A 25,576-nucleotide genomic window follows, 5' to 3' on the forward strand; every position below is an offset into this window, starting at 1 on the left:
CTTGCTTCGGCTCTGGCCCTTGCTTCGGCTCTGGCCCTTGCTTCGGCTCTGGCCCTTGCTTCGGCTCTGGCCCTTGCTTCGGCTCTGGCCCTTGCTTCGGCTCTGGCCCTTCTCCCGCTAGCGGGAGAAGGTGCCCCGGAGGGGCGGATGAGGGCGAGCTCTTGCTCTAAGGTTCACCGCCACAAAAAAATCAGCGCCGCTCAATCACGAACTTGCCAAACCCAACACCGATACTCCAGCCATGCCCCGTACCGGCCAATGCAAGCGAAATGTCACCCTTGGTCATCGCCTGCGCATCATTGGCACGCGACGCGCTGGCATGTGCCTCAGCTGCTGCGTAGGTCCCCAACAAATCATTGAGCGAATACGCGCCACTGAACCTGCCGCGACCGTCGGTGATGGTGGTGCGACCCACGGTCAAACCGCCACCCTTGGCGCTGATCTTGACCGGGATGCTGGCACCGTTGTCGCAGGTGATCGTGCCGGTACCACTGGAGGTCTTGTAGAACATCGACCAACCAGTAAGGTTGTAGTGCAGCTCACAGTCGATATTGCCCGCCGCTTGCGCCGCCGGCGCCATACCAAGCGCCAGCACCGCAGCCACCGCCATCATCTTTTTCATCGCGCATCCTCTACTTGATTGGAGCCGGCACCGAGCCTGACAGCCCCCCTGCGCCTTGCAAAGAGCCAGCAGACCTGGCGCCCGGCCTGCGTTCAGCGAAGCACTACCGGCCCGCCCAAGGTAAACGCATCTGCATCCAGCATCGCCGGGAAGCGCTCGCGATGTGCCATCAGCGCCTGCGCCGAGATGGTGGTGGTGACAACCTGCTCACGTTCGCGAATCTCCAGCTGCGGCTGGCCGAGGAAGTCGATCACCGCGCTATCACCGGAATAGTGCAGGCCGTTGCCATCCACACCGATACGGTTCACCACCGCGACGTAACACAGGTTCTCGATCGCGCGGGCACGCGCCAGGGTCTGCCACGCGTAGGCGCGCGCCGACGGCCAATTGGCAACGAAGATCTGCAGGTCGAAATCCATCTGCCCTGCCCGCTCCACGTCAAACCGGTTACGGCAGAACACCGGGAAACGCAGGTCGTAACAGATCTGCGGATTGATCCGCCAGCCCTTCCATTCCACGCATAGCCGCTCGTTGCCGGCCGCATAACGTTTGTGCTCGCCGCCAAAGCGGAACAGGTGGCGCTTGTCGTAGTAGTGCAACTCGCCTTCGGGCGTGGCCCACAGCAGACGGTTGTAGACGCTGCCATCAACCCGCAGCTGCACGCTGCCGGTCACTACCGCACCCAGCGCGCGCGCCTGTTCGGCGATCCATGCAACGGTCGCGCCGTCCATGTCTTCAGCCTGGTCAATCGCGTCGTTGGAAAAACCGCTGGTGAAGGTTTCCGGCAGGATCACCAGATCAGTGCTGCCCGCCAGCGGCGCGAGCAGCGCACCGTAATAATTGCGGTTACCCGCCGGGTCGTGCCAGCGGGTGTCACCCTGCACCAGGGAAATACGCAGGTCCTGCATTGTCGTCATCGTCCTGAAAGCCATGAAGAAAGAACAGCGCTGGCCGCCATGGCCGCACCCAGTACCGGCACCCACCACTGCAGCCGCGCGATCCAACGATTAACCGGCTGGCGTCGCTCGACATCATCAAGCAACGCCAGATACTCCCGGGTATAGCGACCAAAGCTGCCACGAAATGCCAAACGTCCCTCATCCACCGACACTCCACGTACGTGCAGGCCGGGTTGAACCACGGAAAGGAACAGATAGCCTTTCACCGCAACCGCAAGCAGGAATGCGCCGAACGCCAACAGGAAAACGAGCAAACCAGTGTCCATGGTGGCTATGAGGTCAGAGCGCGCGCAAGCGCTCGATAGCCGCATCCAGCGTCGCATCGTTCTTGGCGAAGCACAGCCGCACCAGACGCTGCCCAGCCGGCGGGGTTTCGTAGAACGGCGACAACGGGATCGCGGTGACGCCCTTCTCGATGGTCAGCCAGCGTACGAACTCATGGTCCGGCAGGTCGCTGATCGCCGAATAGTCGACCAGCTGGAAGTAACCACCCGGCACCGGTAGCGGCTTCAGCCGCGTGCCCAGCAGCTGCTCGCGGAAGCGGTCGCGCTTACTCTGGTAGAACGCCCCCAGCTCCAGGTGATGTTCGGGCTCATCGCGGATCATCGCGGCAAAACCATACTGCGCCGGGCTGTAGGTGGTGAAGGTGTTGTACTGGTGGACCTTGCGGAACTCGGCGGTCATTGCCGGCGGCGCGATGGCGTAGCCGATCTTCCAGCCGGTGCAGTGGTAGGTCTTGCCGAAGCTCGAGATCACGAACGCACGTTCGCGCAGTTCCGGGTAACGCAGCGCCGACTCGTGACGCGCTCCGTCATAGATGATGTGTTCGTACACTTCATCGGAGATCAGGTAGATGTCGGTGCCGCGCAGCACATCGGCCAGCGCCTGCATGTCGTCGGCAGTCAACATCGCGCCAGACGGGTTGTGGGGGGTATTGACCATCAGCATGCGCGTCTTCGGGGTGATGGCCGCCCGCACGCGGTCCCAATCCACCGCGAAGGTCTGCGGGTCCAGCGGCACGTGCACAGCGCGCGCGCCAGCCAGGTCGATCGCCGGCTCATAGCAGTCATAGGCCGGGTCCAGCACGATGACTTCCTCACCGGCCCGCACCACGGCGTGGATGGCATTGAAGATCGCCTCGGTGCCGCCGGAGGTAACGGTGATCTCGCTGTCCGGATCAACCTGGGCGCCATAGCAATCCAGCGCCTTCTGCGCGATCGCCTGTCGCAGCGGCGCCACGCCGGTCATCGGCGCATACTGGTTCAAGCCCTCACGCATGGCCTTTGCGGTTTCGTCGATCAAGCGCTGCGGGGCGGAAAAATCCGGAAAGCCCTGGCCAAGATTGACCGCGCCGTGCTCGGCGGCCAGCTGTGACATCACGGTAAAAATGGTGGTGCCCACCTTGGGCAACTTGGTCTGCGGATGCATGGGTACGTACACGCCGGGGGAGAAAACACCGAGTGTACGCAAAGCTGGCACGCCAAGCTCCCCAAACCGTGCCCTCAGGCGCCGGGACAGCAGCATCCCAGCGCTATACTGCGCGGCCCGATGCGCTGCCCTGCCTGCGCCACCTCTCCAAGGACGGAAGCGCCCGATCCGATGATTGACACCGCGAACACCCTGCCGCTGCTCAAGGCACACGACCTGCGCTTCACCCGCAATGACGAACCGGTATTCGGGCCGCTGGACCTGCATGTGGATGCAGGTGAGGCATTGCTGGTGCAGGGAAGCAATGGCGCCGGCAAGACCACCTTGTTGCGCGTGTTGGCAGGGCTGCTGCGCCCGGATGAGGGCCGGATCGAGATCGACGGACGCCCCGCCGGCAGTACCGATCGCTCCCGCTATATCGCCTACCTGAGTCACCTGACGGCCCTCAAGCAGGACCTGTGCACTCTGGAAAACCTGCACTTCCTGTGCGGCCTACAAGGCCGCCGCACGCGGCAGATGCCGGGCAATGCCCTGGCCATCGTCGGCCTGGCGGGTTATGAAGACACGCTGGTCCGGCAATTGTCCGCTGGCCAGAAGAAGCGCCTGGCGTTGGCCCGTATCTGGTTGTCCCCGGCCCCGATCTGGCTGCTGGACGAGCCCTACGCCAACCTCGACCTGGACGGCATCAACCTGGTCAACCGGATGATCTCCGCGCATCTGCGCGGCGGCGGCGGCGCACTGGTGACCACCCATGGTGCCTACGCGGCACCACCGGTCCGCAATCGGACGCTTACCTTGCGCAGCGCAGCAGCGCAGGAGGGCGCGGCATGAGCCTGCCAGGTCCGCATCCAACCCTGCTCTCCGCTGCCCGCGCATTGCTGGCACGCGACCTGAAACTGCTGTGGCGTCGCCGCGGCGATGCTGCGCAACCGATCCTGTTTGCGCTGCTGGTGGTCGCGCTGTTCGCCCTGGCCTTGGGCGGCGAACCCAAGTTGCTGCAAAGCGTTGCTTCGGCGGTGCTGTGGCTGTCGATTCTGCTGGCCGGCCTGCTGTCGCTGGACACCTTGTTCCGCAGCGATGCCGAGGATGGCTCGTTGGAGCAATGGCTGCTGTCACCAGTGCCGCTTGCATGGCTGATCGCCGTGCGGGTCTTCTCGCATTGGTTGACCACTGCCTTCCCGCTGGTCCTGGTCAGCCCATTGTTGGCCGAACTGATGCACCTGCCGCGCGAGCAACTGCCGGTGCTGCTTGCCGCGCTGGCGCTGGGCACCCCCCTGCTGAGCCTGCTCGGGGCGGTTGTCGCCGCCTTGACCGTGGGCATGCGCCGCGCCGGCATCCTGCTGGCGCTACTGGTGCTGCCGCTATACGTGCCGGTACTGGTGTTCGGGGCCGGCGCCGTGGCGGCAGCCGCGCAGGGCTTTGATGCCAGCGGCGCACTGCTGATGCTGGCGGCCGGTTTACTGGTCAGTGCAGTGCTGGCGCCGGTGACCGCGGCGGCGGCAATCCGCATCGCCAACTCCTGAGCCCAAAACAGCGCTATTCTTTACGCTGACTTCACAAATCAAACCAGACACATGGCTGAGCGGCCCCACACGGAAGTTCCGAGCGTAGACAAACCTACCTTGCCACCCCGTCCAGTGGTCGAGCTGCAACGTCGTGGCGAGCTGCGTGTGGAGAAGTTCCTGGCGGCCGCCACCGAAGTCTTCAACGAAAAGGGCTATCAAGCCGCGCGTCTGGCAGATATCGTCAAACGCGCCGGCGGCTCCATGGCCACACTGTACCGAGCGTTTGGCGACAAGGAAGGCCTGATCCATGCCTTGATGGAGCAAAGCATCAACGACTTCGGCCGCAGCCTGGACACCTTGCTGCAATCGCCTTTGCCGCCCGCCGAGGCGCTGGAGGAAGCAGCCAGCCAGATGGCCGAGGAAGTCCTCTCGCCCAGACGCCTTGCCTGCCATCGCGTGGTGATTTCCGAAGGCATGAACCAACCCGCGCTGCGTGATTGGTTCCATGCCCATGGCGTGGCGCCAATGGAAGTGTTGCTCAGCCAGTACTTCGCCCGCGAAACCGCGGCCGGGCGCATGCATATCGAAAACCCCGAACAAGCCGCGCATTTCTTTTACATGCTGGTGATTGGCGGCCTGGTCCTGCGTTCGGTCAATGGTCGCGTTGTCCTCAGCGACCTGCCCAAGGCACAAAAACAGGCGCGAGACGCAGTGCGCCTGTTCATGGCCGGCGCACTGCCGCGAAGCTGATGCCAAGCCGGCTTCAATAGCGCCACCCAGCGGCGCATCTGCAGCAATCGAAAGATATCCAGGCCGCACTCGATCCGCATCCGCCTTTTTGTGCAAAGCATCAAAACGATGCCGATGCGGCATGCTTGAACACCGGGATGCAGCGTGACGCCAGGCATGACCATTACCGTCTGGATGTACCCGCTTGCCAAGCTGCTGATCAGCAGCGCTCTGCAGGCATCGGATCAACACGGCGCATACCGCCCACGGCCCGCCGGTTTGCTGAATTTGCGGTATCTTGCGCTAGTCTGAAAACAGCAACGGTGGTGCAGCCGCACCGCCCAGCCGGTCGGGCCGTTGATCGCGGCCCGGTCATCGTCTTCCTCAGCGAGCGAGCGGATGTTCAAAGGTTTAGTTGGTTGGTTTCACAAGCTGGGCTCACCGCCCTACTTCGACACCTTCGCCGCCCGTTGGTCCACCTGGTGTTATATCGCCGCGCTGCCGCTGTTTGGCTTCGGCCTGTGGCAGGCGCTGGCAGTGGTGCCGGCTGACTACCAGCAGGGCGACAGCTTCCGCATCCTTTATATCCACGTGCCTTCGGCATGGATGAGCCTGTTCGTATTCGGGCTGATGGCCTTCTACAGTGCCATCGCGCTGATCTGGCGGATCAAGCTCTGCGAGATCCTGGCCATGGCCTGCGCACCCATCGGCGCCGCATTCACCCTGATCACCCTGCTCACCGGCAGCATCTGGGGCAAGCCGATGTGGGGTACCTGGTGGGATTGGGACCCGCGCCTGACCACCGAGCTCATTCTATTGTTCATGTACCTGGGCGTGATGGGCTTGTACGGCGCCATCGATGACCGCCGCGCCGCCGCCCGCGCCGCCGGCCTGCTGGCCATCGTCGGCGTGGTGATGCTGCCGATCATCCGCTACTCGGTGGTGTGGTGGAACTCGCTGCACCAGGGCCAGACCATCCGCGTGTTCGGCGACTCCAGCATGGACAGCAGCATGATTCTGCCGCTGTGGATCATGGTGCTGGCCACCAAGTTCTGGTTCGTCGGTTCGCTGCTGTCGCGCGCCCGCGCCGACAACCTGCGCCGCGAAGTCGGCAAGGCCTGGCTGCGCGAGAGGCTGGAGAAATCGGCATGACCTATTTCAAATACGTGGCGCTGGCCTATGCCGTGTTCTTCATCGTACTGGCCTGGGATTTCATCGTGCCGCGCCTGCAGATCCGCCAGCAGAAGCGTGATGCGCGCGCGCGCATCAATCGCGCCACCCGCAGCAACGCCACAGTGGTTGACGAGGAACTGAGCCGATGAGCCCGACCCAGCGCCGCCGCCTGCTGCTGGTTCTGCTGGTCCTGCTGGTTGCCGGCGCTGCGGTCGCCCTGGTCAGCACTGCCCTGCAGCGCAACATCGCCTATCTCTACACGCCAGCAGAAGTCAAAGCCGGCCAGGTCGCCCCGGGCGCACGTTTCCGCCTTGGCGGCATGGTGGCCAAGGGCTCGTTCAAGCGCGAACCCGGTGCGCTGCTGGCGCGCTTCGAGGTCACCGACGGCGACGCGATGCTGCCCGTCACCTATGACCGCATCCTGCCCGACCTGTTCCGCGAAGGTCAGGCGGTGGTCGCCACCGGGCGTATGGCCGACGGCGTATTCGTCGCCGAAGACGTGCTCGCCAAACACGACGAGACCTATATGCCCAAAGAGCTGGCCGACAAGATGGGCGTGGCGCACGACAAGCATCAGGTCCCGGCCACCACCCCAACGACGGAAACACCCTGAGTGCTCGGTGAAATCGGACAGGTATTACTGATCCTCGCCCTGCTGGCAGCCCTGCTGCAAAGCGTCCTGCCACTTTTCGGCGCCCAGCGTGGCATCCCTGCACTCACTGCAATCGCACGGCCAGCAGCGATGCTGCAGCTGACCACGGTGCTGGCTGCCTTCGTGGTGCTGACGATTGCCTTCGTGCGGCAGGATTTCTCGCTGCGCTACGTCGCCGACAACTCCAATACCCTGCTGCCGATGATCTACCGCTATTCGGCGGTATGGGGCGCGCACGAAGGCTCGCTGTTGATGTGGTCGCTGGTGCTGGCGCTATGGACCGCTGCCGTGGCCGCGTTTTCGCGGCAGTTGCCGCCCGAAGTGATGGCACGCGTGCTGGCGGTAATGGGCATGATCAGCGTCGGCTTCCTCGCCTTCCTGCTGTTCACCTCCAATCCGTTCGCGCGCCTGCTGCCAGCACCAAGCGAAGGCCACGATCTCAACCCGCTGTTGCAGGACCCGGGCCTGATCATCCACCCGCCCCTGCTCTATCTGGGCTATGTCGGCTTCGCGGTGCCGTTCGCCTTCGCCATTGCAGCCTTGATTGACGGTCGCATCGACGTGCGCTGGCTGCGCTGGACCCGGCCGTGGACCAACGCAGCCTGGGGCTTCCTGACCATCGGCATCGCGCTGGGCAGCTGGTGGGCGTACTACGAGCTGGGCTGGGGCGGCTGGTGGTTCTGGGACCCGGTGGAGAACGCCAGCTTCATGCCATGGCTGGTTGGCGCAGCCCTGCTGCACTCGCAAGCGGCCACCGAAAAACGCGGTGTGTTTGTCGGCTGGACCCTGCTGCTTGCGATCGCCGCGTTTGCGCTGTCCCTGCTCGGCACTTTCCTGGTGCGTTCCGGCGTGCTGACCAGCGTGCACTCGTTTGCCGCCGATCCCTCGCGCGGCCTGTTCATCCTCATTTTCCTCGGCATCGTGGTGGGCGGCTCGCTGCTTCTCTATGCACTACGTGCACCCGGCATGGGGGGCAACAGCAACGACCCGCGCCGCGCGTTCGCGCTCAACTCCCGCGAAAGCCTGCTGCTGGCCAACAACCTGCTGCTCAGCTGCGCCTGCGCGATGGTGCTGCTCGGCACCTTGTATCCGTTGTTGGCCGATGCGCTGGATCTGGGCAAGGTCTCGGTGGGCCCGCCCTATTTCGGCACGCTGTTCGTTCTGCTGATGGCACCGATGATCGTGCTGCTGCCATTTGGCCCGCTCAGCCGCTGGCAGCGCGAGCAAGGCCTGCGCACGCTGGCACTGCTGGCACCTTGGGCTGGTTTGGCGGTGGTGCTGGGCATCATTGGCTGGTGGATGGCACCACAGGGCAAGTTCAAGACCGGCATCGGCATTGCGGGGGCTGCATGGGTGGCCGGCGGCACCGGCTATTACCTGTGGACGCGGCTGCGCAAGAGCGGCCGGCTCAATGCCGAAACCTGGGGCATGCTGATCGCCCACTTCGGCGTCGCAGTGTTCCTGGTCGGTGCGCTGCTGGTGGAAGCGCTGCATGTACAGCATGAAGTCGCGCTTGCACCGGGCAAATCCATCGATGCTGGCGGCTATACGCTGCTGTTCGAGGGTGTGGATGCTACCGATGGCCCAAACTATCACTCTGACCGCGGGCACCTGCAGGTATTGCGCGGCGACACGCTGATTACCCGCCTGCACCCGGAAAAGCGTTTATATGCCAGCGGTGGCCAGCCGATGACCGAAGCCGGCATCCACCCCGCGCTGGGTGGCGATATCTACGTCGCACTGGGAGAATCACTGGGCAACGGCTCCTGGGCCGTGCGTGTACAGATCAAACCTTTTGTCCGCTGGATCTGGCTGGGCGCGGCGCTGATGGCGCTGGGCGGTTTCATCACCGCCGTCGACCGCCGTTTCCGCCGGCTGCCTGAGAAATCGAAATGACCAATCCATCACCCGAATCCAAACCCCAGCATCGCTTGCCGCCGGTCGCCATCGTCCTTGGCGCGCTGTTCTTCCTCGGCCTGATGGGCTTGATGCTGTACGGCGTCAGCCGCTCCGGCAAGCCCGATCGCGACAGTCTGCCGTCCGCATTGATCGGCAAACCTGCTCCGGAATTCTCCCTGCCAGTGCTGCATGACCCCAGCGTACACGTCACCGACAAGCAACTGCGCGGAGCGCCCTATCTGCTCAACGTCTGGGGCAGCTGGTGCCCGACCTGCCGCGATGAACACCCCATCCTCACCCGCTTTGCCGAAACCAAACGCGTACGCGTGATCGGCTACAACTGGAAGGACGAGCCCAGCGAAGCACTTCGCTGGCTTGAGCAATTGGGTAATCCGTACATGGTGGTGTTGGCCGATCAGGAAGGCCGCGCAGCGCTGGACTGGGGCATCGCCGCCGCGCCGGAAACCTTCCTGGTCGATGGCAGCGGCATCGTGCGCTGGAAGTACAGCGGCGCCATCACCCAGCAGGTCATGGACGAGCAGCTGATTCCAGCACTGGAAAAAGTGGAAGCCGCTGCCGGTGGCAAACACGGCGCATCGGATCTGGGAGCCGCCCGATGAAAGCCTGGGCTGGCGTGCTGCTGTGGCTGTGCCTGGCCTTCCCCGCCAGCGCACAACCAGCCGGCGACCCCAGCCCATTGCAGTACCGCGATCGTGCCGAGGAAGTGCGCTTCCACGCGCTGACCGCCGAGCTGCGCTGCGTGCAATGCCAGAATCAATCACTGGCCGACTCCAACGCGCAGATAGCCCACGACCTCCGCCGCGAAGTGCTCAAACTGATGCATGAAGGCCGCAGCGATGCCGAGATCAAACAGTTCCTGGTCGATCGCTACGGCGAATTCGTGCTGTACCGCCCGCAGCTGGAAGCCGGCACCGCCCTGCTCTGGTTTGGCCCGGGCCTGCTGTTGCTGGCCGGCGCCGTGTTGTTGATTGTGTACGTGCGGCGGCGTGGCCGCGCCGTTCCCGTTGCCGTTGCCGGCAATGACGACGCCAGTCAGGAAGAACGCGAATGGTAAATGCCGGGTTCCTGGCTGGTGCTGCAGTGCTGGCGGTAGTAGCCACCGGCATCACCTTGTGGCCGTTGTGGCGCGCCGGCAAACGACGGATCTGGGGCAGCCTGGTTGCGCTGTCGCTGGTCGCCACACTGGGCCTGTACCAGTTGCTGGGAACCCCGGCAGCGATGCAGCCACAGCCCGAAGCCGCTGCGGCACCGCAGACCATCGAGGAAGGCATCGCCCAGCTGCAGGACGCCTTGAAGCAGAATCCGGAACGCGTCGACGGCTGGGTGCTGCTGGCCCGCTCGCAGCTGGAGATCGGCAAGGTCGCCGATGCCGCCACGGCCTACCAGCGCGCCGTACAACTGGCGCCGGACGAACCCGGCCTGCTGCTCGAAGCCGCACAGACCCGCGCCCAGGCCGACCCCAAATTCCTGTTCGACGATACCGCCCGGCAGTGGCTTGCCCGCGCCCGCCAGATCGCACCGGACAACGAGCGGGTGACCTGGCTCACCGGCATCGTGCAACGCCAGCAAGGCCTGAATGAACAAGCCGCGCAGACCTGGGAAAGCCTGCTGTCCCGGTTGGAGCCCGCAGCCGCCACCGCCCTGCAGGCACAGATCGATATCGCCCGTGGCAAGACGCCGAGCACTACTGCTGGCAGCGCCCCGGCAGCGGCAGCGCCCAGCAGCTCCGGCATCACCGTAACGGTGACGCTGGCACCCGCCTTGGCCGCACGCGCCGCCTCCGGCAAGGAGACCGTGTTCGTCATCGCCCGCATCCCCGGTGGCCCGCCGATGCCGGTCGCCGTCGAGCGCCACCCGGCGCAGGTAGCGCCATTGACCATCACCCTCGACGATGGCGACAGCCCAATGCCTACGCAGAAGCTGTCCGACCTGCAGGAAGTGGAAGTCTTCGCCCGCCTGTCCGCCAGTGGCAACGCCATGCGCGGCGAGGGTGACGTCGAGTCGGCGCCAGTCAAAGTGAAACTGCCGGCTGACAAGCCCTTGAGCATCACACTGGGTCAATAAGGCGCCGCTGCCGCTGCCGCTGCCTTTGTAGGAGCGGCTTAAGCCGCGAAGCCGACCTTGCTGGGGCACATGGCATCTGTGCCGTCTGATTGATGTGCCAGCTTCGCGGCTGACGCCGCTCCTACAACAGAAGCAGAAGCCCGCCCACTCTGAGTCCATGCACCCAGCAATACCCAAATAACCACTGGTTATCATCCATGCGAAGATGCGCCCGGCATCCCCGTTAAAATTGGCAGATGACTGAATTCATTCCTGATGGCAGCCGTTTCCACGCGCTGTCCTCGCCGTTCCCGATGAAGCGCGGCGGCAGCCTGATCGGCGCCCATGTCGCCTACGAAACCTGGGGCACGCTGGCCGCCGATGCCAGCAATGCCATCCTGATCGTCACCGGCCTGTCGCCCGATGCGCACGCCGCCAGCAATGCCGACAACCCGGCCACAGGCTGGTGGGAGCCGATGCTTGGTCCCGGCAAACCGATTGATACCGATCGCTGGTTTGTCATCTGCGTCAACTCACTGGGCAGCTGCAAGGGCTCGACAGGGCCGGCTTCGCTGGATCCGGCCACCGGCAAGACCTACCGACTGTCCTTCCCCGAGTTGTCGATTGAAGACGTGGCCAACGCCGCCGCCGAAGTGGTACACGCACTCGGCATCACCCAGCTGGCCTGCCTGATCGGCAACTCGATGGGCGGCATGACCGCCCTGGCCGTGTTGCTGCAACACCCGGGTATCGCCCGCAGCCATATCAACATCTCCGGCAGCGCCCGCGCCTTGCCGTTCTCGATCGCCATCCGCTCACTGCAGCGCGAGGCAATCCGCCTCGATCCGGCATGGAACAACGGCGACTACGACGAACTGTATTACCCTGAGTCGGGCATGCGCATGGCGCGCAAACTCGGCGTCATCACCTATCGCTCCGCATTGGAATGGGATGGCCGCTTCGGCCGCGTGCGGCTGGATTCGGACCAGACGGATGAAGACCCGTTCGGCCTCGAATTCCAGGTGGAGAGCTATCTGGAAGGCCACGCGCGTCGTTTCGTGCGCCACTTCGACCCCAACTGCTATCTCTACCTCGGCCGCTCCATGGACTGGTTCGATCTGGCCGAATACGCTGACGGCGACGTACTGGCCGGGTTGGCGAAGATCCGGGTTGAACGAGCGCTCGCCATCGGCGCCAACACCGACATCCTGTTCCCGGTGGAACAGCAGCAGCAGATCGCCGACGGCCTGCGCGCAGGCGGCGCGGACACCCAGTTCATCGGCATGGATTCGCCGCAGGGCCATGACGCGTTCCTGGTTGACTACGACCGCTTCGGTCCCGCTGTAGCGCAGTTCCTGCAGACACTGCCGACAGTGGCGTAAAGACCGCGCCGACTTTGAATGCAGGTGGTCACTGATGGCTGCCTGCACACGACGCACAGCACGCTGAAGCCTCCGAAAACCGGAGGCCGGCCATGTCGCGCCCGCTCCTGCTTCTGCTGTTCTTCCTGTGCGGCTCGCTCGATGCAGCGCTCGCTGCGAAGCAGCCGTTGATGTTGGCCAGCAGCTGGCAGGACGGGCCGGATGTATCGCAGTACCTGGTCAGCGAGAAGCTGGATGGTGTGCGCGCACGCTGGGATGGCCGCGCGCTCTGGACCCGCTCCGGTCACCGCATCCCAACTCCGGCATGGTTTACCCAAGGCTGGCCCAAGCAGCTGATCGACGGCGAATTGTGGATGGCACGCGGTCAGTTCGAAGCCACCAGTTCGCTCATCCGCAGCAGCTCGACCGACGAGGCGCAGTGGCGCACGCTGCGCTTCATGGCCTTCGATCTGCCCAATGCAACAGGTGGCTTCTCCCAGCGCCACGCCCAGCTGAACCGGATCATCGCCAATCAGCCAAACTCCCACCTGCTCGCAATAGAGCAGCGCCGCCTCGCAGATACAGAAAGCCTGCATCGACACCTGCGCAGCGTCGTCCAGGCCGGCGGCGAAGGCCTGATGCTGCATCATCAGGACAATCGCTACAGTGACGGCCGCAGCGCTGGCCTGTTCAAACTCAAACTGTACGACGATGCCGAGGCGCGCGTGATCGGCCATGTACCTGGCAAGGGCAAGTACGCCGGCATGGTCGGCGCGCTGCTGGTGCGTGCCGACAGCGGTGCACAGTTCCGTCTCGGCAGCGGTCTGAGTGATGCGCAGCGTGCCAATCCGCCGCCGATCGGCAGCCAGGTGACGTATCGCTACAACGGGCTGACGGTGCATGGCCTGCCCCGCTTTCCGCGCTTCCTGCGGGTTCGTGAAGAACCCTGATCAGTGCGGTCACCACTTGTAGGAGCGGCGTAAGCCGCGAAGCACATACATCATCAGATGGCACAGGCACATGGGGTCTCGGCAATGCCAGCTTCGCGGCTTACCCCGCTCCCACAAAAGCAGAACCGGTGCAGGGCTTCACAGTCCCTCGTGTTTGCGCTGCAATAGCGGCAACAAACAGGGGTAAGCTCAATGCGCTATCAAGGTCGACTGCAGGATTGGAACGATGACAAGGGCTTTGGGTTCGTGGTTCCGAACGGCGGTGGTGACCGCGCCTTCGTCCATATCAAGGCCTTCGAGCAGCGCACGCAACGCCCGACTGACGGCATGCTGATCAACTATGCGCTGCGCAAGGATGAACGCGGCCGCTTCAACGCCATCGCAGTGCGTTCGGCAAGCGCAGCCAAAACCACTACTGCCAAACCAAAGCGCGCCCCGTTTACCGCACGGTTGCCGCATGTACTGCTGGGCGTCTGCGCTCTGCTGTGCGTGCTCGGATTGTGGATTGCCAAGCTGGCACCTGACTGGACCGTGGCCGTGATCGGTGGAATGAGCGTCGTAGCGCTGGGTTTCTATCTCTACGACAAGGGCGCAGCTGCGCGCGGTGAACAGCGCACCCCGGAAAACACCTTGCACCTGATCTCCCTGCTCGGCGGCTGGCCGGGTGCACTGATCGGCCAAGGCCTGTTTCGCCACAAGACCAGCAAGTCCAGTTTCCAGCTCGTGTTCTGGCTGACGGTCGTGCTCAATGTCACCGCGATCTGGTTCCTGGCCAGCGGCAAACTGAGCCTTCCTCACTAAGCGCCGCCGTAATGCCAGCGTTGCAAGGGCAAGTGCAGCGCACCCGGGAACTCTGGCTGGGCACTCAACGCAGCCAAGGCATCCCCAACCTCACGGACGCAGCGCTTTCCCAGGCCAGGAAGTCGCCGACCATGCCAATGGATCCTGCGACTTCCAGCCCAAGGACCGATCATGGTCTGGCCGCGCAGCCGAGCCGAGCAGATGCCTGTCGCTTATCATCTGCGCTCCCACGTTCCAACACGGCATCATGGATCGAGCCCGTATGAAGTCCGCACTCCGCCTCGTTTGCCTGCATCTTGTCGCCTTCAGCACCGTCCTGCTCGCTGCGATGCCGATCGCACTGGCGCAAACCGCACGCAAGCCCTCGCCTTACGAGGCTAGGCAGGGCGCCACCGCTCACGCCACCGACAACGCCCAAGCCCCGGCGCAATTGCCACGCATAGCCAATCGTGTGGATTTCATGCGCCTGGCGCGGGTCTACAACCCGGGCACGCCGTTGGAAATGCCCCACCTGATATTCACCATCGACCGCCGCGATCCGGCCCGTATCTACTACATCAATACGCCGCGCTACGAGCTGCACGAGAACTTCGTGCGCCGCGAACGGCTGCTTCCGCACTTGGACAAGGCTACGCTCAACGCGCAGTACAAGGACCCGCAGCGGCGCTTCCTGTTCGGCACCGTCAGCTGGCAGCGCGATCTGCCTGGCTACACCTACGAATTCTGGGAAGGCGACCAACTGACACCGGCCCTGCTCACGCAGACTGACCAGCTGGTGCGCGGATCGTTCTACGAGGCAATCCGCTTCAAGACCAACTCCACCCTGCACGAACAAACCGCGCGTACCGCAGGGCTGGCCTTCGTTACCCAGGAAGCGTTGCTGCGTGAGCAGTCCTTCCTGCCGTTGAACACGGGCACCGCACAAGGCCGCCTGCGCATCATCCGCTCGGTCGAGCAGGCAAGCGATCTATCGCCGCAGGACATCGTGGTATTGGATGAAGTGCCGATCTCGCTGCCACCGGTAGCCGGCCTTGTCACCCAACGCCCATCGACACTGTTGTCGCACGTCAACCTGCTGGCCAAGGGGTGGCGTATCCCCAATGTCTATGTCCGCGACGCGCAGGCTGCTTTGCGTGTCTACGACGGACAGTGGATCGAGCTGGAAGTCACAAGCAACAATTACAAGGTGCGGCCAGCCCTTCGTCCGGCCAGCACGCCCTCGAGAACCGCGCAGGCCCCCGTGCGCAATCTGCCGAGACCCGACGTATCGGTAACCGCGCTGAAGCCGCTTTCGGCACTTCGTGCCAGGGATAGCAGTCACTGCGGGGTCAAGGCTGCCAATCTGGGCACGTTGAGATCCGCATTGCCGCCGTCTGCGCGGGTCCCGGATGGATTCTGCATCCCCTTCTCGCATTACCAGTCTGCAATGCAGAAACTGCGCATCAACGAGCGGCTGGCTGCACTCCAGCAGCAACCCGGCTTTGCCAGCGATGCCAAGACCCGCCGTGACGCACTCAGTGCGCTGCGGGCGGAGATCAGCGGCGCCACACCGGACCCGGCACTGGTCCGCAGCCTGCAATCGCAGTGGCATAGCCAATTGCAGAGCCGCGGCGTGTTCGTGCGCAGCTCTTCCAACTCGGAGGACCTGCCGAATTTCAGCGGTGCCGGCCTCTATACGACCGTGCCCAACGTGATCGCTGCCGATGCGCTGGTGCGCGCAGTGCAGACGGTATGGGCGTCGGTTTACAACTTCGAGGCCTACGAAGCACGCCGCGCCGCCGGCCTGGGCCAGGATGCAGTTGCAATGGCGGTACTGGTGCAATTGGCCGCGCCGTCGGACAGTTCCGGGGTGATGATCACCCGCGACCCGTTTGATGCAGCACGTCGCCATATCACCTACATTTCGGCCAAGCGCGGCCTCGGCATCCGCGTAGTGGAAGGCAAGCGGCAAGCCGAACAGGTGATGTACTCAAACTGGTCCAAGGCCGTGCAGGTCCTCAGCCGCTCAGCCGAAGACACCCAGTTGGTCGCCAATGCCAGCGGCGGTGTGCGCGAGGTGCCGCTGACCGGCTCTCGCCACGTGTTGACCGATGCCTTGATCGCCAGGCTGGCAGCAGTTGGCAGCCGAACAAAACAGGCGCTGGGCGGTGTGGATCAGGACATCGAGTGGGCCGTTGTTGGCGATGACATACTCGTCCTGCAATCGCGGCCCTATGTGGACGGAAGCGGTCGCTGAAGAGCCGTCGATGCCCGGCATTGCCACCGTCTTGTATCAGCCGATCCAGGAGTATCCATGGACAAGATCGATCTCAAGCGCCACTTGAAGCAGCTGTACCAGCCCTCGGCCAAGTTCGTCGCCGACGTCGATGTGCCTGCATTCAACTTTTTGATGATTGATGGCGCAGGCGATCCAAATACCTCGTCTGATTACAAGGACGCAGTGGAAGCGCTTTTTTCCGCCGCATACACCATCAGATTTGCCCTGAAGAAAGCCGGGCGACTGGACTACACCGTCATGCCACTGGAGGGACTGTGGTGGGCCGATGACATGGCGACCTTCCAACGCGATGAAAAGCAGCATTGGCAATGGACCATGATGATCATGCAACCGGCGGACGTGCGCGAGACGGACGTGGAATCTGCGATGGCCAACTTGCAGAAGAAGTCACTCGCCGCTCTGGCAAAGCTGCGTTTTGAGAATTTTCATGAAGGACGCTGCGCGCAGCTCCTGCATATCGGCCCCTTCACCAGCGAAGGCCCGACGATCGAGCGCGTGCATGCCTTCATCGGCGAGCGATCCGCATTGCGTGGCAAGCACCATGAAATCTACTTGAGCGACATCAGAAGGGCTGCACCGGAGAAGTGGAAGACCATCATCCGCCAACCCATGCAATGAGTCGCAATGATGACCAACCCGCATAGCAGGAACCCATCATGACCTTCTGGCTCATCGCAATAGCAGTCAGCGTCGGCTTTGGCTTGGCAGCCGGCGCCATGTGTCACCGCACCTGGCTCGCGGCACTGCTTGCCGCCCTTCTCGGCGGCCTGCTTGCCCCCTATCTTGGCTTGCGTTTTGTCTGGGATGTGACCGGCCATCGCGACGCGCAGGATGGCCTGGCCTTCCTGTTCGGACCGATGGTTACCGTGCCGATAGCCGCTATTGTCGCCTACTGCTTCAAACGCTGGCGTCGAAGCAAAGGCAGCTGACGACGCATGCTTGCCCGTCCCAGCCCGGAGGTCCCCAAAGCCGGGCATAGCCCGGCTCCACGTTGGCTACTGCAGGCTCAACCGCCCCTGCTGCAACCGGTACTCGCGCTGCACCACACCTTCCGGCAATCGGTCATGGGTGATCATCAACAGGCTGCGCTGGCCCAGCGCCGCGGCCAGATCGAGCAACAAGGCATGCGCGGTATCCACGTCCAGACCTTCGGTCGGCTCATCCAGCACCATGATCGGCGCATTGCGCAACAAGGCACGTGCCAAGGCCAAACGCCGCGCCTGACCCGCCGACATGGTGGCACCGTTCTCGCCTACCCACGCGCCCAGCCCACCTTGTTGCTGCGCCCAATCGCTCAAGCGCACCTGCGCCAGCACATCCCACAAGACGTCATCGCCGGCCTGGGGATCGCCCAACCGCAGATTCTCCGCAATGCTGCCGGCGAACACCGGCGCGCCCTGCGGCAACCAGGCTATCTGTCGATACCAATCATCCTGGGCGAACTCACGCAGATCGACACCGCCGAAGCGCACTGCCCCTTGCTGTGGGTCCCATAGCCGCAGCAACAAGGCCGACAAGGTGGTCTTGCCGCAGCCGCTGTCGCCACGAATGGCGATGCGATCACCCGGCGCCAGTTGCAGATCCACGCCATCGAGCAGGCACCGCGTCTCGCCCGGCCAGGCGAACACCACCTGCTCGAACACTACCGCGGCGGCATCCGCGGCCACGGCGCGAGGCTGCGCTGGGTCCTGCACGGCTGGTGCCTGATCAACAATCTGCCGCAAGCGCTTGCCGGCGACCCGTGCAGACTGCAGGGCCTGCCAGGCGATGCCACTGCCCGCTGCGACTTCCAGCAGCGCCACGGTCAGGAACACCAGCGTTGCGGCGAATGGCGCTTCCACCTTGCCCGCCTGGAACGCCGTCAACGCCAGCCACAGCATCGCCAACAGGCCAAGCCCAGCCAGTGCCGAATGCAATACATTGCCACCGATCAGACGGCCACGACGTCGTTGATCACTGCGCGCCAGCTGCTGCGCTGCTGCATCCACACGCAACGCCCAGTCATCGCGGGCACCCAAGGCGGTGAGATCAGCTGCTCCCTCCAAGCCTTCAAACGCCAAGGTGCGCAGACTGGCGCGCTGTTGCGCGCGCCCGGCCTCGACTGCATCGCCACGACGCACCGCGAACACCGGTACGCCAATGCCCACCAATGCAGCAAGCATCAGCAACAGCAACGCCGCTGGCCAATAGATCAGCGCCGCTCCCGCAACCGTTGCCAGTGCGATACCCGCCAATGCCAGCAAGGGGCTGATGGCACGCACCATCAAACCGTCGACTTCGCCGATATCGGTGATCAGCCGCGCCAACAGCTCGCCGGTACGGCTGCTGCCCAGCCGCGCCGGCGCCAATGGCAGTGCGCGCTGGAAGAACCACACGCGCAGGTCACGGGCAATCCGCAGGGTCGCGTCGTGGCCGACCAGCTTTTCGAAATAGCGCGACGCGATGCGCGCCATCGTCAACCCGCGGATGCCTGCCGAAGGGGAGAAAAAATTGAAGGTACTGCCCATCCCCAAGGCACCGGCCAGCGCCGCGGCGGTAAGAAAGCCACCGGACAAGCCCAACAAACCAACACCGGCAACCATCGTGGTGAACAGCAGCAGTGTCGCCAGCGCCAGCCGCCAGCGATGACGCTTGAATACATCGCGCATCGTCTGCGGGCTCATGCGCGCTCTCCCTGCACTTCAGTCTGCGTGCAATCCTGCAGGTCGATGACCTTGTCGGCCCAGCGCATCGCCGCCTCGCTATGGGTGGCCATCAGCACGGTACGACCACGCGTATGCGCGGCCAATGCCTGCAATAGATCCGCTTCGGTCTGCGGATCGAGAAATGCCGTGGGCTCGTCCAGCAGGAACAGATCCGGCTCCAGCAGCAACAGCCGCGCCAGCCCTATACGCCGCGCCTCGCCTCCGGACAGGCCGAATCCACGTTCGCCGATCACGGTGTTCAAGCCCAGCGGCAGATCCTTGGCGAAACGCATCACCTGTGCGACTTCAGCCACCGCCTGCAGCCGCGCAGCACTCACTGCGGGATCAGCCATGCGCAGGTTGTCGGCAATCGAACCGTGGAACAGGTAGGGGCGCTGGCCGGCGTAAGCGATGCGCACACCGTCGCGGACCACGATGCGGCCTTCGCGCGGCGGCAGCCAGCCGGCCAGCGCTTCCAGCAAGGTGCTCTTGCCGCTGCCACTGGGACCGATAAGGGCCAGACGCTGACCGTCGCCGATCTCCAGCGAGAAGTCCTTCAACACGTCATGGGCAGCACCTTGCGGGCGCAGCACGACATTGCGCACCGAGACCAGCGGCGCATGCAGCTGTGCCGGTTCCGGCGCTACCAGGGACGCAGCGACGGAAGTCGCCGCAGCAGCATCCTGATCGTCAGCCAGCAGGCGTTCGACTTCGGCCGCTGCCGCCAACGCATTGGCACGGTCGTGGTAATGCGCAGCCAGGCGCCGCAATGGCGCATAGAACTCCGGTGCCAACAGCAGGCAGAACATGCCGGTGCCCAAGGTCGGCACCACCGAGTGCAAGGACATCAGGCCCAGATAGCTCAACCCCAGGTACAGCGCCACCATCGCCACGCTGACCGAGGCGAAGAATTCCAACACGGTCGAGGACAGGAAGGCGATACGCAGCACCTTCATGGTGCGCTCGCGCACACCATCAGCGGCGGCGGCAACCCCTTCCAGCTCGGCTTCACCGCGCCCGTACAGGCGCAACAGGCCAAGGCCCTTGATGCGATCGGCAAAGTGACCGCTCATGCGCGCCAGCTCGCCCAGCTGTGCCCGACCGGCGGCCTCGGCCCCCCAACCCACCAGCATCATGAAGAACGGCACCAGCGGCGCGGTGAAGAGGAAGATCAGCGCCACTACCCAGTCCACATAGGCCACGGCGGCGGCAATCAGCAGCGGCACCACCACCACTTCCACCCGCACCGGCTGGAATCCGGCGTAATAGCCCTCGATCGCGTCGCCATGTGACAGCAGCAGCTCGCCCAGCTCGCCAGTGCGCTGACGCCGCAGCCACAGCGGCCCACGCGCCATCAAACGCCGATACACCTGCTCTCGCAGGGCCAGCTTGGCGCTGTCGGCCACCTTGCCGGCGGCGGTCTGGGCGACCCCGCCCAGCAGACTGCGCAGCACCAGCACGGCCGCCAATATCCAGAAACCGTGAATTACCTGTACCCAATTCAGCCGTTCCACGACTATGCTCTGGATCAGCCAGGCAATGGCGCCAGCCTGCACGATCAGCAGCGCACCTGAAGTACAGACGGCCACGGCCGCCAAACGCTGCTGCGACCGGGCTCCGGACGCCAGAGCCGCCAGCCACTGCTGCTGTACGCGGCGTTGCTGTTGCACCGCGTTGGAATGTGGAACTTCGCTCAAGACTGACAACTCAGGTGAAGGAGAACCAGGTGATTGTAAGCAAGCCGTACCCAGCCTGCCGGCCCTGCACGATCGGCGTTGGACAGCCAGCCCACATTGATCCAGATCAAGGCATTGGCAGGCCTGAACGGGGAGTATCGCTGCCATAGAACCCCTCCCAGCCACTCCATGACGCCCAATTCCCACGAGGTAGCCAGGCCATGATCGACTCAACAGTCGTAGAACTGTCACGTCTACAGTTCGCGCTGACCGCGATGTACCACTTCATTTTCGTCCCGCTCACGCTGGGGCTCTCTTTCATGATCGCGATCATGGAGAGCGTCTATGTGATGACCGGCAAGGATGTCTGGCGCCGCATGACCCTGTTCTGGGGCGTGCTGTTCGGCATCAACTTCGCCATGGGTGTGGGTACCGGCATCGTGATGGAGTTCCAGTTCGGCATGAACTGGTCCTATTACAGCCACTATGTGGGTGACATCTTCGGCGCACCGCTGGCCATTGAAGGCCTGATGGCGTTCTTCCTGGAAGCGACCTTCATCGGTCTGTTCTTCTTCGGCTGGGGCCGCCTGTCCAAGGTGCAGCACTTGACCGTGACCTGGCTGATGGCGCTGGGCACCAACCTGTCGGCACTGTGGATCCTGATCGCCAACGGCTGGATGCAGTACCCGGTAGGTGCGGTGTTCAACCCGGAAACGATGCGCATGGAAGTGGTGGATTTCGCCGCCGTGCTGCTGAACCCGGTTGCCCAGGCCAAGTTCGTCCACACCGTCTCCGCCGGTTATGTGGCAGGTGCGATGTTCGTGATGTCGATCTCGGCCTTCTTCATGCTGCGTGGCAAGCACCGTGACATTGCCCGCCGCTCGTTCGCTGTGGCCTCGGCATTCGGCCTGCTGGCGTCCATCTCCGTCGCTGTGCTGGGTGATGAATCCGGTTACGCCACGGCAGAAAACCAGAAGATGAAGCTGGCCGCCATCGAAGGCATGTGGCACACCCACCCGGCACCGGCACCGTTCACTGCATTCGGCATCCCGAACCAGCAGGAACAGCGCAACGACTTCGAAGTCCAGATTCCATATGTGATGGGCCTGATCGCCACCCGTTCGCTGGATGAAGAGATCCCGGGCATCCTGGACCTGGTCAAGCAGGCCGAAGGTCGCGTCAAGGGCGGCCAGATTGCCTACGCCGCGCTTGAGCGCATCCGCGCCGACAAGAACGACGTGGAAGCCCGCGAGGTCTTCGACCGCCATTGGCAGGATCTGGGTCACGGCCTGCTGCTGAAGCGTTACCGCGACGACATCGAGAACGCCACGCCGGAGGAGATCGCACAGGCTGCGCTGGATACGGTGCCGACGGTAGGCCCGCTGTTCTGGACTTTCCGCATCATGGTCGGCCTCGGCATCTACATGATCGGCTTCTTCGCCCTGGCCTTCTATTACTCCTGCCGCAACAACTTCGAGCACAAGCGCACCTTCCTGCGGGTTGCCCTGTGGTCGCTGCCGGCACCGTGGATCGCCATCGAATGCGGCTGGTTCATCGCCGAGTACGGCCGTCAGCCGTGGGCCGTTGATGGCGTGCTGCCGACCTTCTATGCAGCTTCCGGTCTGGCCGTCTACGAAATCCTGGCAACGCTGGTCGGCTTCACCGCGCTGTACACGGTGCTGCTGGTGATCGAAGTCAAGCTGATGCTCAAGGCCATCCGCAAGGGCCCCGACGAGATCCTGCCTTCGCTGCAGCAGTCGGCCGTCGCAACCAACCACGCCAATACCTCTGGCAACGGCCAGGCATAAGGCAGGAGAACACTCATGGAATTCATTCTTCTGGACTACACGACGCTACGCGTGATCTGGTGGTTGCTGCTGGGCATCCTGCTGATCGGCTTCGCGGTAATGGACGGCTTCGACCTTGGCGTTGGCACCCTGCTGCCGTTCGTGGCCAAGACCGATGAAGAGCGCCGTTTGGTGATCAACACCATCGGCCCGGTATGGGAAGGCAACCAGGTGTGGCTGGTGCTCGGTGGCGGCGCGATCTTCGCCGCCTGGCCACCGCTGTATGCGGTGAGCTTCTCCGGCTTCTACCTGGCGATGTTCCTGATCCTGTTCGCACTGATCCTGCGCCCGGTCGGTTTCAAGTACCGCAGCAAGATGCCGACCCAACGCTGGCGCAACAACTGGGACAAGGCGCTGTTTGTCGGCGGCTTCATCCCGGCGCTGATCATGGGCGTGGCGGTTGGCAACGTACTGCTGGGTGTGCCGTACCACTTCGACGACACCCAGCGCGTGTTCTACACCGGCAACCTGCTCGGCCTGTTGACCCCGTTTGCGCTGCTGGCTGGTCTGGTCAGCGTGGCGATGCTGGTATCGCACGGTGCCGCCATGCTGGTGCTCAAGACCAGCGGCCCGGTCGCTGAGCGTTCGGCAAAGATCGGCAGCATCGCCGCCATTGCCTCGTTCGTGCTGTTCGCCCTTGCCGGTGCCTGGGTTGCCTTCGGCCTGCCGGGTTACCAGATCACCTCGCAAGTGGTGACCGACGGTGCCAGCAATCCGCTGCTGAAGACCGCCGAGTTCTCCGCCGCTGGCGGCTGGCTGCACAATTACAGCACCATGCCGGCCACGATCCTGGCGCCGGTGGTGGGTCTGCTTGGGGCACTGGCCAGTGCGGTCCTGCTGCGCAAGCGTCGTGGTGGCCTCGCCTTCCTCGCCTCGGGCGCTTCCATCGCCGGCATCATCCTCACCGTTGGCTTTGCGATCTTCCCGTTCCTGCTGCCCTCCTCCACCCAGCCGGGCTCCAGCCTGACGGTGTGGGACGGCTCCTCCAGCCACCTGACGCTGTGGGTGATGCTGCTGGCCACCGTGATCTTCCTGCCGATCATCATTGCCTACACCACCTGGGTGTACCGCGTGATGAAGGGCAAGACCACGCTGGAAGAGATGGGTGAAAACCCGAACGCCTACTGATTCGCAACGACAACATCAAGGAGACAACTCATGTGGTATTTCGCTTGGATTCTGGGTGCAGGCCTCGCTGCGACGGTCGCTATCCTCAACGGCATGTGGTTTGAAGCGCGCGAAGCAAACAAGATCGATGCAAAGCGCTGAAAAACTGCGTGAAGGTATTGCCAAAACGCCGGACTGAGCGTATCTTTCCGGCTCCCTTCGCGGGGTGTAGCTCAGTCTGGTAGAGCGCTACGTTCGGGACGTAGAGGTCGCAGGTTCGAATCCTGTCTCCCCGACCAAAGGGTCGGAACAAAAGCCTGGAATAACGGCAACGTTGTCCAGGCTTTTTATTCGGCGGTACACAGTTACCGGCAGCCAACGCACCACGCCTTGCAGGCAGCGCTGGCTGAACAAAAGAACTTGCAGGGTACGAGGTTCACCGCTATCATAGGCGGCTCCTTCGGGGTGTAGCTCAGTCTGGTAGAGCGCTACGTTCGGGACGTAGAGGTCGCAGGTTCGAATCCTGTCTCCCCGACCAATTTGACAAAAGCCGGCCTCTGGTCGGCTTTTGTTTTTGGTGGGTTTCAAACGCCGCCACCCACCGCGTCGGAGTAAGCAATGTCCACGCCCGCCCAGTCCCTCATCCGGCCCCCCCTGCTCAAGGGCCGCCTGCTGGCGTTTGCCGCCATCGTCCTAGTCGCCGCCAACCTTCGCAGCGCCGTCACCTCGCTGACCCCGTTGCTGGACCGGCTGGGCCACGTGTTCGATTTCGGCAGCACCATGACCGGCGTGCTCGGCATGATGCCGACCGCCGCCTTTGCCGTGTTCGGCCTCGCCACGCCACGCATCACCCGCGCCATCGGCCTGGAACGCACCGCCGTGCTGACCATGGTGCTGGCTACCATCGGCCTGCTGCTGCGCGCCTTCGCCAACGATGTCGGCATGTTGCTGCTCGGTTCGGCAGTCGCGCTGGCCGGCATGGGCATGGGCAATGTGGTGGTGCCGCCACTGGTGAAGCGCTACTTCGCCGACCGCGTGGGCACGCTGAGCACCATTTACATCTCCGTGTTGCAGGCCGGCACGATGGTGCCTGCATTGCTGGCGGTACCGGTGGCCGATCAGTTCGACTGGCGCATCTCGCTGGGCATGTGGTCGCTGTTGTCGGTAGCTGCGTTGTTGCCGTGGATCCTGCTGGCACGCAATGCACCGCGTGCGGAAACAACCACCACCAGCACCGAACATGCCGCCGGTCGCGTCTGGAAAACGCAACTGGGTTGGGGCATGGCGCTGATGTTCGGCATGACCTCGCTGGGCACCTATTCCCTGTTCACCTGGTTGCCGAAGGTGATGGTGGAAGCCGGTGCCAGCGAATCCTTCGGCGGCGTGATGGTTGCGGTGTACTCGGCCATCGGCCTGCTGCCCTCGCTGCTGGTGCCAGCATTGGCGGTGCGCATGCGCAACCCCTTCCCGATTGCGGTGATGGTGTTCGTGTTGAACATGATTGCCTTCGCTGGCCTGTTGTGGGCACCGATGAGCGCACCGCTGCTATGGGCGGTCATCGCCGGTCTTGGCCCGTCAACCTTCCCGCTCGGCCTGACCCTGATCAATCTTCGCACCCGCAGCCAGGCGGGTTCTGCGGCGCTATCCGGCTTCATGCAGGGCGTGGGCTACAGCCTGGCCAGCCTGGGCCCGCTGCTGTTCGGCTGGCTGCATGGCATGACCGACGGCTGGGCATGGTCGTTTGCCTTCCTCGCCTGCTGCTCAGGCGTATTGCTGACCGGCGCGTGGTTTGCCTGCAAACCGCAGCAGCTGGAAGATCACTGGAAGTAAGCCGCGATTGA

The 25,576-nt window shown here is 63.7% G+C and carries 26 protein-coding genes and 2 tRNA genes; 22 read left to right on the top strand and 6 right to left on the bottom strand.

Annotated elements, in window-relative coordinates:
• Nucleotides 1–190 precede the first annotated feature (190 nt).
• The 4 genes from ACVOLS_RS10335 to ACVOLS_RS10350 form a co-directional block, all read right to left on the bottom strand.
• Nucleotides 191–622: a hypothetical protein gene (locus tag ACVOLS_RS10335; RefSeq protein WP_481545533.1), complete on the bottom strand. Its 432-nt coding sequence runs from the start codon at nt 620–622 to the stop codon at nt 191–193.
• A gap of 92 nt (nt 623–714) precedes the next feature.
• Nucleotides 715–1,530, bottom strand: coding sequence for an amidohydrolase (locus ACVOLS_RS10340; protein ID WP_481545594.1), 816 nt, complete (start codon nt 1,528–1,530; stop codon nt 715–717).
• Between the two features lie 5 nt (nt 1,531–1,535).
• Nucleotides 1,536–1,847, bottom strand: a complete 312-nt coding sequence (locus tag ACVOLS_RS10345) for a hypothetical protein (RefSeq protein WP_481545534.1) — start codon at nt 1,845–1,847, stop codon at nt 1,536–1,538.
• Nucleotides 1,848–1,860: 13 nt separating this feature from the next.
• The gene (locus ACVOLS_RS10350) at nt 1,861–3,009 is read right to left on the bottom strand and encodes a pyridoxal phosphate-dependent aminotransferase (RefSeq protein ID WP_481515500.1); all 1,149 of its coding nucleotides are present in this window, start codon (nt 3,007–3,009) and stop codon (nt 1,861–1,863) included.
• 171 nt (nt 3,010–3,180) lie between these two features.
• On the opposite strand from ACVOLS_RS10350, the gene ccmA reads away from it, so the two are divergent.
• The 16 genes from ccmA to ACVOLS_RS10430 all read left to right on the top strand — a co-directional run bounded on the left by ccmA (nt 3,181) and on the right by ACVOLS_RS10430 (nt 17,350).
• On the top strand, nt 3,181–3,840 hold the full coding sequence (gene ccmA / locus ACVOLS_RS10355; protein ID WP_481545535.1) for a heme ABC exporter ATP-binding protein CcmA: 660 nt from the start codon (nt 3,181–3,183) through the stop codon (nt 3,838–3,840).
• A complete protein-coding gene (ccmB, locus tag ACVOLS_RS10360) occupies nt 3,837–4,532 on the top strand; it encodes a heme exporter protein CcmB (protein WP_481545536.1) in 696 nt (231 codons plus the stop codon). The genes ccmA and ccmB overlap by 4 nt, the downstream gene beginning before the upstream one ends.
• Nucleotides 4,533–4,631: 99 nt before the next feature.
• Entirely contained in the window at nt 4,632–5,264 is a 633-nt protein-coding gene (locus ACVOLS_RS10365) for a TetR/AcrR family transcriptional regulator (protein ID WP_481545537.1), read from the top strand.
• A 378-nt stretch (nt 5,265–5,642) separates the two neighbouring features.
• The gene (gene ccmC / locus ACVOLS_RS10370; RefSeq protein WP_481530683.1) at nt 5,643–6,395 is read left to right on the top strand and encodes a heme ABC transporter permease CcmC; all 753 of its coding nucleotides are present in this window, start codon (nt 5,643–5,645) and stop codon (nt 6,393–6,395) included.
• Nucleotides 6,392–6,565, top strand: a complete 174-nt coding sequence (gene ccmD / locus ACVOLS_RS10375) for a heme exporter protein CcmD (protein WP_481545538.1) — start codon at nt 6,392–6,394, stop codon at nt 6,563–6,565. Before ccmC ends, ccmD begins: the two co-directional genes overlap by 4 nt.
• Nucleotides 6,562–7,029, top strand: coding sequence for a cytochrome c maturation protein CcmE (ccmE, locus tag ACVOLS_RS10380; RefSeq protein WP_481545539.1), 468 nt, complete (start codon nt 6,562–6,564; stop codon nt 7,027–7,029). Before ccmD ends, ccmE begins: the two co-directional genes overlap by 4 nt.
• A complete protein-coding gene (locus ACVOLS_RS10385; protein ID WP_481545540.1) occupies nt 7,030–8,964 on the top strand; it encodes a heme lyase CcmF/NrfE family subunit in 1,935 nt (644 codons plus the stop codon).
• On the top strand, nt 8,961–9,587 hold the full coding sequence (locus ACVOLS_RS10390) for a DsbE family thiol:disulfide interchange protein (protein ID WP_481545541.1): 627 nt from the start codon (nt 8,961–8,963) through the stop codon (nt 9,585–9,587). Before ACVOLS_RS10385 ends, ACVOLS_RS10390 begins: the two co-directional genes overlap by 4 nt.
• Nucleotides 9,584–10,042 (top strand): cytochrome c-type biogenesis protein, encoded by a 459-nt coding sequence (locus tag ACVOLS_RS10395; RefSeq protein ID WP_481545542.1) that lies wholly within the window; start codon nt 9,584–9,586, stop codon nt 10,040–10,042. The genes ACVOLS_RS10390 and ACVOLS_RS10395 overlap by 4 nt, the downstream gene beginning before the upstream one ends.
• Complete coding sequence (locus tag ACVOLS_RS10400) at nt 10,036–11,052, top strand: tetratricopeptide repeat protein (RefSeq protein WP_481545543.1); 1,017 nt, start codon at nt 10,036–10,038, stop codon at nt 11,050–11,052. Before ACVOLS_RS10395 ends, ACVOLS_RS10400 begins: the two co-directional genes overlap by 7 nt.
• A 236-nt stretch (nt 11,053–11,288) precedes the next feature.
• Nucleotides 11,289–12,413 carry a homoserine O-acetyltransferase MetX gene (metX, locus tag ACVOLS_RS10405; RefSeq protein ID WP_481545544.1) on the top strand — a complete coding sequence of 375 codons (1,125 nt, stop codon included), beginning with the start codon at nt 11,289–11,291 and terminating at the stop codon, nt 12,411–12,413.
• Between the two features lie 92 nt (nt 12,414–12,505).
• Nucleotides 12,506–13,342: a DNA ligase gene (locus ACVOLS_RS10410; RefSeq protein ID WP_481545545.1), complete on the top strand. Its 837-nt coding sequence runs from the start codon at nt 12,506–12,508 to the stop codon at nt 13,340–13,342.
• 192 nt (nt 13,343–13,534) lie between these two features.
• The gene (locus ACVOLS_RS10415; RefSeq protein ID WP_481545546.1) at nt 13,535–14,143 is read left to right on the top strand and encodes a DUF1294 domain-containing protein; all 609 of its coding nucleotides are present in this window, start codon (nt 13,535–13,537) and stop codon (nt 14,141–14,143) included.
• A 262-nt stretch (nt 14,144–14,405) separates the two neighbouring features.
• Nucleotides 14,406–16,379 (top strand): PEP/pyruvate-binding domain-containing protein, encoded by a 1,974-nt coding sequence (locus ACVOLS_RS10420; protein ID WP_481545547.1) that lies wholly within the window; start codon nt 14,406–14,408, stop codon nt 16,377–16,379.
• Between the two features lie 57 nt (nt 16,380–16,436).
• Nucleotides 16,437–17,039: a GyrI-like domain-containing protein gene (locus ACVOLS_RS10425; protein WP_481545548.1), complete on the top strand. Its 603-nt coding sequence runs from the start codon at nt 16,437–16,439 to the stop codon at nt 17,037–17,039.
• A gap of 38 nt (nt 17,040–17,077) precedes the next feature.
• The gene (locus ACVOLS_RS10430; RefSeq protein ID WP_481545549.1) at nt 17,078–17,350 is read left to right on the top strand and encodes a hypothetical protein; all 273 of its coding nucleotides are present in this window, start codon (nt 17,078–17,080) and stop codon (nt 17,348–17,350) included.
• Nucleotides 17,351–17,416: 66 nt separating this feature from the next.
• On the opposite strand, the gene cydC is transcribed toward ACVOLS_RS10430, so the two are convergent.
• Nucleotides 17,417–19,084, bottom strand: a complete 1,668-nt coding sequence (gene cydC / locus ACVOLS_RS10435) for a thiol reductant ABC exporter subunit CydC (RefSeq protein WP_481545550.1) — start codon at nt 19,082–19,084, stop codon at nt 17,417–17,419.
• The gene (gene cydD / locus ACVOLS_RS10440; RefSeq protein ID WP_481545551.1) at nt 19,081–20,802 is read right to left on the bottom strand and encodes a thiol reductant ABC exporter subunit CydD; all 1,722 of its coding nucleotides are present in this window, start codon (nt 20,800–20,802) and stop codon (nt 19,081–19,083) included. The genes cydC and cydD overlap by 4 nt, the downstream gene beginning before the upstream one ends.
• A gap of 200 nt (nt 20,803–21,002) precedes the next feature.
• On the opposite strand from cydD, the gene ACVOLS_RS10445 reads away from it, so the two are divergent.
• The 6 genes from ACVOLS_RS10445 to ACVOLS_RS10470 all read left to right on the top strand — a co-directional run bounded on the left by ACVOLS_RS10445 (nt 21,003) and on the right by ACVOLS_RS10470 (nt 25,565).
• Nucleotides 21,003–22,589, top strand: a complete 1,587-nt coding sequence (locus ACVOLS_RS10445) for a cytochrome ubiquinol oxidase subunit I (protein ID WP_481545552.1) — start codon at nt 21,003–21,005, stop codon at nt 22,587–22,589.
• A 15-nt stretch (nt 22,590–22,604) separates the two neighbouring features.
• Entirely contained in the window at nt 22,605–23,756 is a 1,152-nt protein-coding gene (cydB, locus tag ACVOLS_RS10450) for a cytochrome d ubiquinol oxidase subunit II (RefSeq protein WP_481545553.1), read from the top strand.
• A gap of 30 nt (nt 23,757–23,786) precedes the next feature.
• Nucleotides 23,787–23,897, top strand: a complete 111-nt coding sequence (cydX, locus tag ACVOLS_RS10455; protein ID WP_282269734.1) for a cytochrome bd-I oxidase subunit CydX — start codon at nt 23,787–23,789, stop codon at nt 23,895–23,897.
• A gap of 60 nt (nt 23,898–23,957) precedes the next feature.
• Nucleotides 23,958–24,034: transfer RNA gene (locus ACVOLS_RS10460), tRNA-Pro, on the top strand.
• A gap of 162 nt (nt 24,035–24,196) precedes the next feature.
• Nucleotides 24,197–24,273: transfer RNA gene (locus ACVOLS_RS10465), tRNA-Pro, on the top strand.
• Between the two features lie 80 nt (nt 24,274–24,353).
• Nucleotides 24,354–25,565, top strand: coding sequence for a CynX/NimT family MFS transporter (locus ACVOLS_RS10470; protein ID WP_481545554.1), 1,212 nt, complete (start codon nt 24,354–24,356; stop codon nt 25,563–25,565).
• Nucleotides 25,566–25,576: the final 11 nt, after the last annotated feature.

This window comes from Stenotrophomonas sp. STEN038 (assembly GCF_056759895.1).

Coding starts and splice junctions, on each gene's coding strand:
- ACVOLS_RS10445 (WP_481545552.1), top strand. CDS start 21,003: ATGATCGACTCAACAGTCGTAGAACTGTCACGTCTACAGTTCGCGCTG.
- ccmA (WP_481545535.1), top strand. CDS start 3,181: ATGATTGACACCGCGAACACCCTGCCGCTGCTCAAGGCACACGACCTG.
- ccmB (WP_481545536.1), top strand. CDS start 3,837: ATGAGCCTGCCAGGTCCGCATCCAACCCTGCTCTCCGCTGCCCGCGCA.
- ACVOLS_RS10400 (WP_481545543.1), top strand. CDS start 10,036: ATGGTAAATGCCGGGTTCCTGGCTGGTGCTGCAGTGCTGGCGGTAGTA.
- cydC (WP_481545550.1), bottom strand. CDS start 19,084: ATGAGCCCGCAGACGATGCGCGATGTATTCAAGCGTCATCGCTGGCGG.
- cydX (WP_282269734.1), top strand. CDS start 23,787: ATGTGGTATTTCGCTTGGATTCTGGGTGCAGGCCTCGCTGCGACGGTC.
- ACVOLS_RS10420 (WP_481545547.1), top strand. CDS start 14,406: ATGAAGTCCGCACTCCGCCTCGTTTGCCTGCATCTTGTCGCCTTCAGC.
- ACVOLS_RS10340 (WP_481545594.1), bottom strand. CDS start 1,530: ATGCAGGACCTGCGTATTTCCCTGGTGCAGGGTGACACCCGCTGGCAC.
- ACVOLS_RS10470 (WP_481545554.1), top strand. CDS start 24,354: ATGTCCACGCCCGCCCAGTCCCTCATCCGGCCCCCCCTGCTCAAGGGC.
- ACVOLS_RS10335 (WP_481545533.1), bottom strand. CDS start 622: ATGAAAAAGATGATGGCGGTGGCTGCGGTGCTGGCGCTTGGTATGGCG.
- ACVOLS_RS10350 (WP_481515500.1), bottom strand. CDS start 3,009: ATGCATCCGCAGACCAAGTTGCCCAAGGTGGGCACCACCATTTTTACC.
- ccmE (WP_481545539.1), top strand. CDS start 6,562: ATGAGCCCGACCCAGCGCCGCCGCCTGCTGCTGGTTCTGCTGGTCCTG.
- cydB (WP_481545553.1), top strand. CDS start 22,605: ATGGAATTCATTCTTCTGGACTACACGACGCTACGCGTGATCTGGTGG.
- ACVOLS_RS10410 (WP_481545545.1), top strand. CDS start 12,506: ATGTCGCGCCCGCTCCTGCTTCTGCTGTTCTTCCTGTGCGGCTCGCTC.
- ccmD (WP_481545538.1), top strand. CDS start 6,392: ATGACCTATTTCAAATACGTGGCGCTGGCCTATGCCGTGTTCTTCATC.
- ACVOLS_RS10415 (WP_481545546.1), top strand. CDS start 13,535: ATGCGCTATCAAGGTCGACTGCAGGATTGGAACGATGACAAGGGCTTT.
- ACVOLS_RS10345 (WP_481545534.1), bottom strand. CDS start 1,847: ATGGACACTGGTTTGCTCGTTTTCCTGTTGGCGTTCGGCGCATTCCTG.
- ACVOLS_RS10390 (WP_481545541.1), top strand. CDS start 8,961: ATGACCAATCCATCACCCGAATCCAAACCCCAGCATCGCTTGCCGCCG.
- ACVOLS_RS10425 (WP_481545548.1), top strand. CDS start 16,437: ATGGACAAGATCGATCTCAAGCGCCACTTGAAGCAGCTGTACCAGCCC.
- ACVOLS_RS10430 (WP_481545549.1), top strand. CDS start 17,078: ATGACCTTCTGGCTCATCGCAATAGCAGTCAGCGTCGGCTTTGGCTTG.
- metX (WP_481545544.1), top strand. CDS start 11,289: ATGACTGAATTCATTCCTGATGGCAGCCGTTTCCACGCGCTGTCCTCG.
- ACVOLS_RS10395 (WP_481545542.1), top strand. CDS start 9,584: ATGAAAGCCTGGGCTGGCGTGCTGCTGTGGCTGTGCCTGGCCTTCCCC.
- ccmC (WP_481530683.1), top strand. CDS start 5,643: ATGTTCAAAGGTTTAGTTGGTTGGTTTCACAAGCTGGGCTCACCGCCC.